Source organism: Tissierella sp., assembly GCF_052089545.1.
Classification (GTDB): domain Bacteria; phylum Bacillota; class Clostridia; order Tissierellales; family Tissierellaceae; genus Tissierella_A.
This window is the reverse complement of record NZ_JBQDAA010000019.1, coordinates 1-9,078: the sequence shown is the minus strand read 5'-3', so window position 1 is coordinate 9,078 and position 9,078 is coordinate 1. Positions and strand designations below refer to the sequence as shown.

General features: G+C 27.4%; 9 protein-coding genes. All 9 read left to right on the top strand.

Annotated elements, in window-relative coordinates; translation table 11 throughout:
• The first annotated feature begins 152 nt into the window (after positions 1 to 152).
• The 9 genes from ACTHW2_RS02910 (at position 153) to ACTHW2_RS02870 (ending at position 9,044) form a co-directional block, all read left to right on the top strand.
• On the top strand, positions 153 to 1,016 hold the full coding sequence (locus tag ACTHW2_RS02910; RefSeq protein WP_442262235.1) for an oligosaccharide flippase family protein: 864 nt from the start codon (positions 153 to 155) through the stop codon (positions 1,014 to 1,016).
• Positions 988 to 1,422, top strand: a complete 435-nt coding sequence (locus ACTHW2_RS02905) for a hypothetical protein (protein ID WP_442262234.1) — start codon at positions 988 to 990, stop codon at positions 1,420 to 1,422. The genes ACTHW2_RS02910 and ACTHW2_RS02905 overlap by 29 nt, the downstream gene beginning before the upstream one ends.
• A gap of 363 nt (positions 1,423 to 1,785) precedes the next feature.
• On the top strand, positions 1,786 to 2,979 hold the full coding sequence (pseC, locus tag ACTHW2_RS02900; protein WP_442262233.1) for a UDP-4-amino-4,6-dideoxy-N-acetyl-beta-L-altrosamine transaminase: 1,194 nt from the start codon (positions 1,786 to 1,788) through the stop codon (positions 2,977 to 2,979).
• A 2-nt stretch (positions 2,980 to 2,981) separates the two neighbouring features.
• Complete coding sequence (locus ACTHW2_RS02895; protein ID WP_442262232.1) at positions 2,982 to 3,713, top strand: cytidylyltransferase domain-containing protein; 732 nt, start codon at positions 2,982 to 2,984, stop codon at positions 3,711 to 3,713.
• Between the two features lie 27 nt (positions 3,714 to 3,740).
• Positions 3,741 to 4,265, top strand: coding sequence for a UDP-4-amino-4,6-dideoxy-N-acetyl-beta-L-altrosamine N-acetyltransferase (gene pseH / locus ACTHW2_RS02890; RefSeq protein ID WP_442262231.1), 525 nt, complete (start codon positions 3,741 to 3,743; stop codon positions 4,263 to 4,265).
• A gap of 27 nt (positions 4,266 to 4,292) precedes the next feature.
• Complete coding sequence (locus ACTHW2_RS02885; RefSeq protein WP_442262230.1) at positions 4,293 to 5,312, top strand: N-acetylneuraminate synthase family protein; 1,020 nt, start codon at positions 4,293 to 4,295, stop codon at positions 5,310 to 5,312.
• Positions 5,313 to 5,346: 34 nt separating this feature from the next.
• Positions 5,347 to 6,438: a UDP-2,4-diacetamido-2,4,6-trideoxy-beta-L-altropyranose hydrolase gene (gene pseG, locus ACTHW2_RS02880; RefSeq protein WP_442262229.1), complete on the top strand. Its 1,092-nt coding sequence runs from the start codon at positions 5,347 to 5,349 to the stop codon at positions 6,436 to 6,438.
• 16 nt (positions 6,439 to 6,454) lie between these two features.
• Positions 6,455 to 7,867, top strand: coding sequence for a lipopolysaccharide biosynthesis protein (locus ACTHW2_RS02875; RefSeq protein ID WP_442262228.1), 1,413 nt, complete (start codon positions 6,455 to 6,457; stop codon positions 7,865 to 7,867).
• A 307-nt stretch (positions 7,868 to 8,174) separates the two neighbouring features.
• Positions 8,175 to 9,044 carry a nucleotide sugar dehydrogenase gene (locus tag ACTHW2_RS02870; RefSeq protein ID WP_442262227.1) on the top strand — a complete coding sequence of 290 codons (870 nt, stop codon included), beginning with the start codon at positions 8,175 to 8,177 and terminating at the stop codon, positions 9,042 to 9,044.
• Positions 9,045 to 9,078 lie beyond the last annotated feature (34 nt).

Sequence of the window (9,078 nt, the reverse complement as noted above, 5' to 3'; positions counted from 1 at the left end):
AAAAGAATTATCTCATTTAAAAAATGTAACAGAAAATTTGAAGAAATTTGTATATAGGTTTAGAGATTTATATAAAGATAAATCTAAAATTTTTATACCTAATAATTTAGAGGAACTCAAAGAGTATCTAAATGAAAAGTGAGTAGAATAAAATGAATAATAAATTACTTAAATCAAGCTTATTTCAAAATGCTGGTATATATACAATAACCAGTTTAATAAATGCAGCTATACCATTTTTTTTATTACCTATATTGACTATATATATGTCCCCTAAGGAATATGGTATAGTTTCTATGTTTACTCTCCTTATTACATTTGTTTCTCCCTTTACAGGATTAAGCGTAAATGGAGCTGTAGTAAGACAGTATTATAATAAAGAAAATATAAGAATTTGGGAATATGTATTTAATTCAGTTTTGATACTTATATCAAGCACTGCGGTAGTTTCTATAATTTTTTATCTGTTTTCAGATTTAATTTCCACTTTAACTTCATTTCCAAAACAATTACTCTGGACCATAATAGTAGTATCTTTTAGTCAATTTTTAACTGGTATAGTATTGAGTTTATGGCAAGTTCAAAAGAAACCTGTAGCATATAGTATATTTAATATATCTCAAACACTTTTAAATGCTGGTTTAAGCATATTATTTATTGTATATATAGGATTAAATTTTAAAGGCAGAATATATGCTCAGATGATATCTTTTACTTTATTCAGTATAGTTAGTCTTTTTGTATTATATAAAAATAAATGGATTGAATTTAAAGTAAATAAAAGTTATTTGAAAGATACACTTTCATTTGGAATACCACTTATACCCCATGCCTTAGCGGGCTCTATAATCGCTATGACAGATAGGCTGTTTATAACAAACATGGTGGGTTTAGATGCTACAGGAGTATACACTGTAGGATATCAAATTGGTTCTATAATAAATATATTAACAATGTCTTTTAATAGAGCTTATGTACCTTGGCTATATGAAAGACTTAAAAAAAAACATAAATGAAACAAAACTGAAAATAGTAAAGCTAACATACCTTTATTACTTTGTTGTGTTAATGATGGCTATAATTTTAGGATTTATAGCACCTATTATTATACAAATTATAACGGGTGAAGCATTTAAAGAGTCGAGTGTATATGTAATATGGATAGCACTAGGATATTCATTTAATGGTATGTATCTTATGGTGGTTAATTATATTTTCTATAATGGTAAAACTCATATACTTGCTTTTATAACATTTGCAACTACACTTTTAAATATATTATTAAATTATTTATTTATAAAAAAAGCTGGTGCTATAGGAGCAGCACAATCTACTACTATTACATTTTTGATTAAGTTTATTTTAGTATGGTACTTATCATCTAAAGTTCATAATATGCCTTGGAATATTATTAAAAAATAATATATAAGATTTTTATAATATTTTAATAATATTTATGGGTAATCTAATAATAAAAATAAGCGAACTTCTTATTAATAAGAATTATTTCTTGACCTAATATAAGGTGTGCTATATAATAAATATAGAATTTTGAGCTAATTAGAATTGTTTGTAAAATAACTTTAAAACAATGTTAGGAGGAATGAATTAACATTGTTTTTTTTGGATTTTATGATTATTTTTTAAACAGTTATGAAGATAAATGATATATTTAAATTCATGCAATTCTTAAAGAATATTATTGTAAATAAAATAATTAGAATATACAGGTATTATCAAAGAAGTAAAATTTCAAAGTTTGATCAATATAAAGGAGGAATTAAAATGTTACCAGCTATTTTAGGTGGAAAACCTGCTAGAAAGGACTTTATACCTTATGGAAAGCAATGCATTGATGATAACGATATACAGGCTGTTAATGAAGTTTTAAAATCACCATATTTAACTACAGGTCCAAAAGTAGAAGAATTCGAACAAAAATTATGTGAATTAACAGGTGCTAAATATGCAGTTGCAATTTCTAATGGTACGGCTGCACTCCATGCAGCTTGTCATGCTGCAGGAATTACAAATGGGGATGAAGTAATCACAACGCCAATTACTTTTGCTGCATCTGCAAATTGTATTTTATATTGTGGTGGGGTTCCAGTGTTTGCAGATATTGATCCAGATACGTGGAATATTGATCCCAAAAAGATTAAAGAAAAAATAACTAAGAAAACAAAAGCAATAATCGCAGTAGATTTTACTGGTCAAGCGGTTAAAATTGACGAAATTAAGAAGATTTGTAAAGAATACGACTTAGTGTTTATTGAAGATGCAGCACATTCTATTGGCACTAAATACAAAGGAAAATATGTAGGTAGTTTAGCAGATTTAACAACTTTTAGTTTTCATCCAGTTAAGACAATCACATGTGGAGAAGGGGGAGCTATTTTAACCAATAATGAAGAATTCTACAAAAAGATTATGCTATTTCGTTCACATGGTATAACTCGAGATAGTTCCTTACTAACAGAAACACCTTTCAATGGATATAACGAACAAATAGATTTAGGATATAACTATAGAATGACAGATTTTCAGGCTGCTTTGGGATTGAGTCAAATTAAAAAACTTTCAATATTCTCTCAAAGAAGAAAAGATATAGTAGAAAAATATAATGCTGCTTTTTCAAAAATCCCAGAAATTACGATCCAAAAAGAAATTCCAGAATCTGAAACTACTAGGCATTTATATATACTAAGGATTAAGACTAATACATTAAAAGTAAGTAGAAATGAGGTTTATAAAGCATTAAATGCTGAAAATATAGGGTTACAAGTTCATTATATTCCTGTATACTTTCATCCATACTATCAAAAATTAGGATATAAAAAGGGTCTCTGTCCCAATGCTGAAACATTATATGAAGAGATTATTACCATACCTCTTTATTATTCATTATCAGATGAGGATGTAGATAGTATTATAGAAGCTATAGATAAAGTAATCAGTTATTATAGAAAGCAGGGATAAATATGAGGATAGGTGCAATTATCCAAGCGAGAATGGGCTCAACAAGACTAGAAGGTAAAGTGATGAAAGAGTTGGAAGGAAAGTCTGTTTTATCTCATGTAATAGAAAGGGTAGAACAATCTAGGTTAATAGATGAAATTATAATTGCTACAACTATTCATGACAGAGACAGCGTCATTGCATCTGAAGCCAATAGATGTGGTGTGAAAGTTTTTAGAGGCAGTGAAGATGATGTTTTAAGTAGGTATTATTTTGCTGCTAAAGAAAATAATATTGATATAATACTTAGGATTACTTCAGACTGTCCTGTAATAGATCCCAATATTATAGATGAAATGGTGGATATTTATTTAAAAAGTAATTATGATTTAGTTTCTAATGCAGGTATAGATGCGGGTAAAAGAACTTTTCCACGAGGATTAGATATTTCTATTTTTTCATTAGAATTATTAGAAGAAGCATTTAATAATTCCACTAGAAAATATGAGAGAGAACATGTAACTCCTTATATGTATGAAAATTCAAGTGTTTTTTATTATAAAAATGATAAAAATTACTCAAATCATAGGTGGACATTAGATACACCAGAAGATTATGAGTTAATAAAAGAAATATACAATCATCTATATAAAGGTAAACATGATTTTTATATGAGAGATATATTAGATTTATTAAAAGGGAATCCTGAATTATTTAAAATTAATCAACATATAGAACAGAAAAAGATTAAATAAGTTGAATTTTGAAAGGTGGGTAAATAAATGGTTGATAAAAGAATCTATTTGAGTCCCTTAGAAAAAGAACATATTGAGACAGTTAGACAATGGAGAAATGATCCTGACATAAGAAAATACTTCTTTAGTTCACATTTTATTAATAAACTACAACAAGATGAATGGTTTGAAAGATACTCACGAGATAATTCACAGGTAAGTTTTGCAATACTTAATAAAGATGACAATAAAATTATTGGTACTATAGGTCTCAGTAAAATAGATCACTACCATCAAAGGGCAGAAATGGGAACTATGATTGGAGATAAAAATTCTTGGGGCAAAGGAGTAGGAAGTGAGGCTACTAATTTAATAGTAGAGTATGCATTTAATAACTTAAATCTACAAAAAGTATATTGTTATATAGCTGATGATAATATAGGATCAATTAAAAAAAATGAAAAAGTAGGGTTTAAAAAAGAAGGTAATTTAAGAAAACATGCTTTTATTAATGGAACTTTTAAAGATGTTACAATGATGGCCATTCTAAAAGAAGATTATTTAACTGAATAAGTACTTAGTTTATAGGGAGATGTTAAAATGAATATTAATGAGTTACAAAAAACATTTATTATAGCAGAAATAGGAATTAATCATGATGGTTCACTTGATAAACTAAAGAAAATGATTGATGTTGCTAAAGAATGTGGTGCTGATGCAGTAAAACTTCAAGTAATGACAGGCTATGATTTAGTAGCTGGAAACGTTCCATTTACTTTTGGTAAAGGTGACAATAAACATACTGAAGATTTAGCTGAACTATTTTATAATCGAAGAATAAAAGAAGAATGGTTATCAATAATCTACAATTATTGTAAAAAAATAGGGATTATTTGCTTTGCTACTCCATTTAGTGAGGGAACTGTAGATTTACTAGAAGAAGTGGGCAATCCTATATATAAAATTAGCTCAGGAGATATCACTCATCTACCATTAATTGATTATATAGCTAAAAAAGGAAAACCTATCATAATGTCTACCGGAAAGAGTACCTTAGCAGATGTAGATGAAGCAGTAAGAACAATCAAAAAGAATAATCATGATAATTTTGCTCTTTTACACTGTATTAGCTCTTATCCAACACCTTATGATAAGTTAAATTTAAGAGTAATTAATACTTTAAAAGAGACATTCCAATCAATTGTAGGATTTTCTGATCATTCAGAAGGATATATATCCTCTGTAGCTGCTGTATGTATGGGAGCAAAGATAGTTGAAAAGCATTTTACATTAGATAAAGACGATTATGGTCCAGACCATTGGTTTTCATTAGATCCTACTGAATTAAAAGCTTTAGTAGATAATATTAGGTTAGTTGAGAAAACTTTCGGTTCACCTAAGAAAGAAGTTGTAGATGTTGAAAGTATAGTATATAAAAGAGCATCTAGAAGTATAGTAGCAGCTGACGATATTAAAGAAGGTGAAGTTTTTTCAAAGAAAAATTTAACTTATAAGAGACCGGGAACTGGAATAAGACCTAAGTATATTGATATAATATGTGGGAGAAAAGCATTAAAATCATTTAAGGCAGACGAGACCATCACATGGGAAGATATTTAAGTAATAGTATAATGAAATTAAAAGGTGATTTTATATGCCAGTAAATAAATTTAAAAATGAAATTAACATATTGATAAGAGCAGATGGAAGTAGTAAGATTGGTTTAGGTCATATAATTAGAACTATGGCTCTGGCTAATGAATTAACAGGCAGAGGATGTCATGTGTATTACTTAACCAAAAGTGACGAAAAAGTCGTAGATATTTTAGCGGATAATGCCTTTGAGGTTATTAGTATAGAACAAGACTTAGATATAAAAGGTGAAATAGATATCGTAAATAAAAATATAAAGGAAAAAGGCATAAATATATTTGTTGGAGATTCCTTTTGTATTGATAGATATTATTTAAGCAATTTAGATAGAAATAAAGTTTTAGTAGTATTACTTGATAATTTAAGAGATATGAGTTTAGATGCAGACTTAATAATTAATGGAGGAATTTATGCTCCAGATTTTCAAAAGAAAGCAGAAAAATATAATACAAAAGCTTTGTTGGGATTAAGTTATACTTTATTAAGAGAACAATTTATGAACCTTAAAACGAGAATTATTAATAAGGATGTTAAAAACATTTTGATAACCATGGGTGGGGCAGATGTTCTTAATATGACATATGATTTAATGGAATATATTATTGAGTTAGATGGAAAATTACATTTGAATGTAATAGTTGGGAATGCATTTACTAAGAGAGATGAAATTAAAAGTCTAGCTCAAAATAATCCTAATATTTCATTATATTCTAATGTTAATAATATGGCTGAGCTCATGGAGAAAAATGATATAGCTATCTCTGCAGGCGGTACAACCCTGTATGAACTTGCCGCTACCGGTACACCCACAATTACTATAGTACAAGCAGATAATCAATTTTTACAGGCCACAAAATTTGATAAAAAGAAAATGGTTATAAATGCAGGAGATGGACATGAAATTTCTAAGCAAAAATTTCTAAAAATATTAGAAGACCTAATAATTAACTATGAAAGAAGAAAAGAAATGTCAAAGTTAGGCCAATCTAGTATTGATGGTAAAGGTGCAAATAGATGTAGTTCTATCATATTAGAAGAATATAATAATCTAGTATTTGATAATAAAAATAATTATAGTATAGATGAAAATTAAGGATGAATAAAAGAATATGGAGACTATAAAACGAATAAGAAGTAAAATTGGAGTTGAGATAAAAGCAGGGTTTTGGTATACAGTAGGAAATTTTTTCTTAAAGGGAATAGCGTTTATTACCATGCCTATATTTACTAGGCTATTATCTACTGATGACTATGGATTAGTTTCCTTGTTTAATACTTGGGCTGCTGTTTTGACTATAATAGTTGCATTAAGCTTAAATTCTAGTGTGATAAGAGGATATCATGAATTTAAGGATAATTATGATGAGTATTTATCTTCAACTATGTTTTTAAGTATGATATCATTCTTAGTGTTTGGGGTGATAATATCTATATTTAGAGATAGTTTTGTAGAACTTATAGGATTTTCATATCCAATAATTATTTTGATTCTATTACAAAGCTATTTTTTATATGTAATTAGTTTTAATAATTCAAAATATGTATGTCAATATATGTATAAAAAATCTTTATTTATTTCTATTAGTAAAACTTTATCAGGAGTTATTTTATCAATAGTATTGATTTTCTTAATGTCTGATAACTTATTTTTGGGTAAGGTAATAGGAACACTTATTCCAACTGTAATCGCGGGTATAATTATATTTATTATAATAATGTATAAGGGTAAAAAGTTAATTAATATCACATATTGGAAGTTTGCATTATTGATGTCCGTACCAATGATTCCTCATTTAATAGGGCATTTGATATTAGGACAATCTGATAGGATATTAATTGATAGATTTGTGGGCAGTAATGCGGTAGGTATTTATAGTTTTGCTTATAATGTAGGACTTATTTCTCAGGTGCTTCTTGCTTCACTAAATAGTGCTTGGGTTCCTTGGTTTTATAAAAAAATGGATGAAAAAAATAATATTGAAATAGTTAAAAAATCAAAAAATTATATTACGATTTTTGTAATTTTAATTACTGGGTTAATTTTCATTTCACCTGAGTTAGTAAGATTTATGGCACCTAGTGAGTATAAAGACGCTACATGGATTGTACCTATAATCATCATTTCATATTTTTTCCAGTTTCTCTATAATCTATTGGTAAATGTTCAATTTTACTTCAAAAAGAATTTGTTTATTCCTATTGGAACTATGATTGCAGCAATAATCAATATAGGACTGAATATATACTTTATACCTAAACATGGATATGCTGCAGCCGTATATACTACTTTAATATCATATATAATCTTATTTGTGATGCATTATATAGTTACGAGATATATAATTAAATCAGAAGTATACAGATTATCTTTATTTATAAAACCATCTATTATAGTAATAGTATTAACTTTAATATTCTACTGCGTACTACCATTATTATTAGTAAGATATATGATTATTTTATTTATTGGTATATTTTTAATATTATCTAATAGAAAATTTTTAATAGATTTAATAAAATGAATTTAATATATTAATAGACTTATTTTTAGAAATATGACATTAATATTAGAAAAAATTAGATAAGAGAAATGTTAAAAAAAGCTAAACAATTTTATCGTCACTTTGCCTAATTAATATTAGATATACAACAATAAGGATAAAGCGTAGGTAGAATTATAAAAGAAATAATATACTAAGTAATATTCTAATATTTAATAATCTAACTGAAAAGTATATTTTGGATATAGCACAAAGAAAGATGAAGTAACAATATTTCATTAATTTTATGATATAATCATATACAAAAGTAAATGAAAGGATGTATCATATGAAAATAGCGGTGGCAGGAGCAGGTTACGTTGGACTTTCGAACGCAGTTTTACTAGCTCAAAATAATGAAGTAAGTATTTTAGATAGAAATAAGTGGAAGACTGACTTAATAAACAACAAAAAGTCACCAATAGTTGATGAAGAAATTGAAGATTATTTAAAGAATAAAAAACTTAATTTAACCGCTACAACAGATAAAGCTCAAAATTATAATAATGCAGAATATGTAATAATAGCAACACCAACAAATTATGATCCAGAAAAAAATTCTTTTGACACTTCTTCAGTAGAATCAGTAATAAGGGATGTACTTGAAATAAATCCGGATACAGTAATGATAATAAAATCAACAGTACCCGTAGGATATACAAAGGAAGTAAAGGAAAAGTTTAATACAGAAAACATTATATTTTCGCCAGAATTTCTAAGAGAAGGTAAAGCTCTATATGACAACCTATATCCATCAAGAATAATATTAGGGGAAAGATCCGATAGGGCAGAAAAGTTTGCTAAATTACTTGCTGAAGGAGCTATAAAAAAAGATATAGATATATTATTTACAGATAGTACAGAAGCAGAAGCTATAAAACTGTTTTCAAATACTTACCTTGCAATGAGAGTAGCATTTTTTAATGAGTTAGATACCTATGCAGAAGTTAGAGGACTTAATACAAAGCAAATAATAGAGGGAGTAAGCTTAGATCCTAGAATAGGAAGTCATTACAATAATCCTTCATTTGGGTATGGTGGGTATTGCTTGCCTAAAGATACTAAACAGTTACTTGCAAACTATGAAGATGTACCAAACAATATAATTCGTGCAATAGTAGATGCAAACAGAACTAGAAAACCCTATGTGGTAGGATAGTTGTCGTAAACTAATAATAGTGTATAATTAAAAT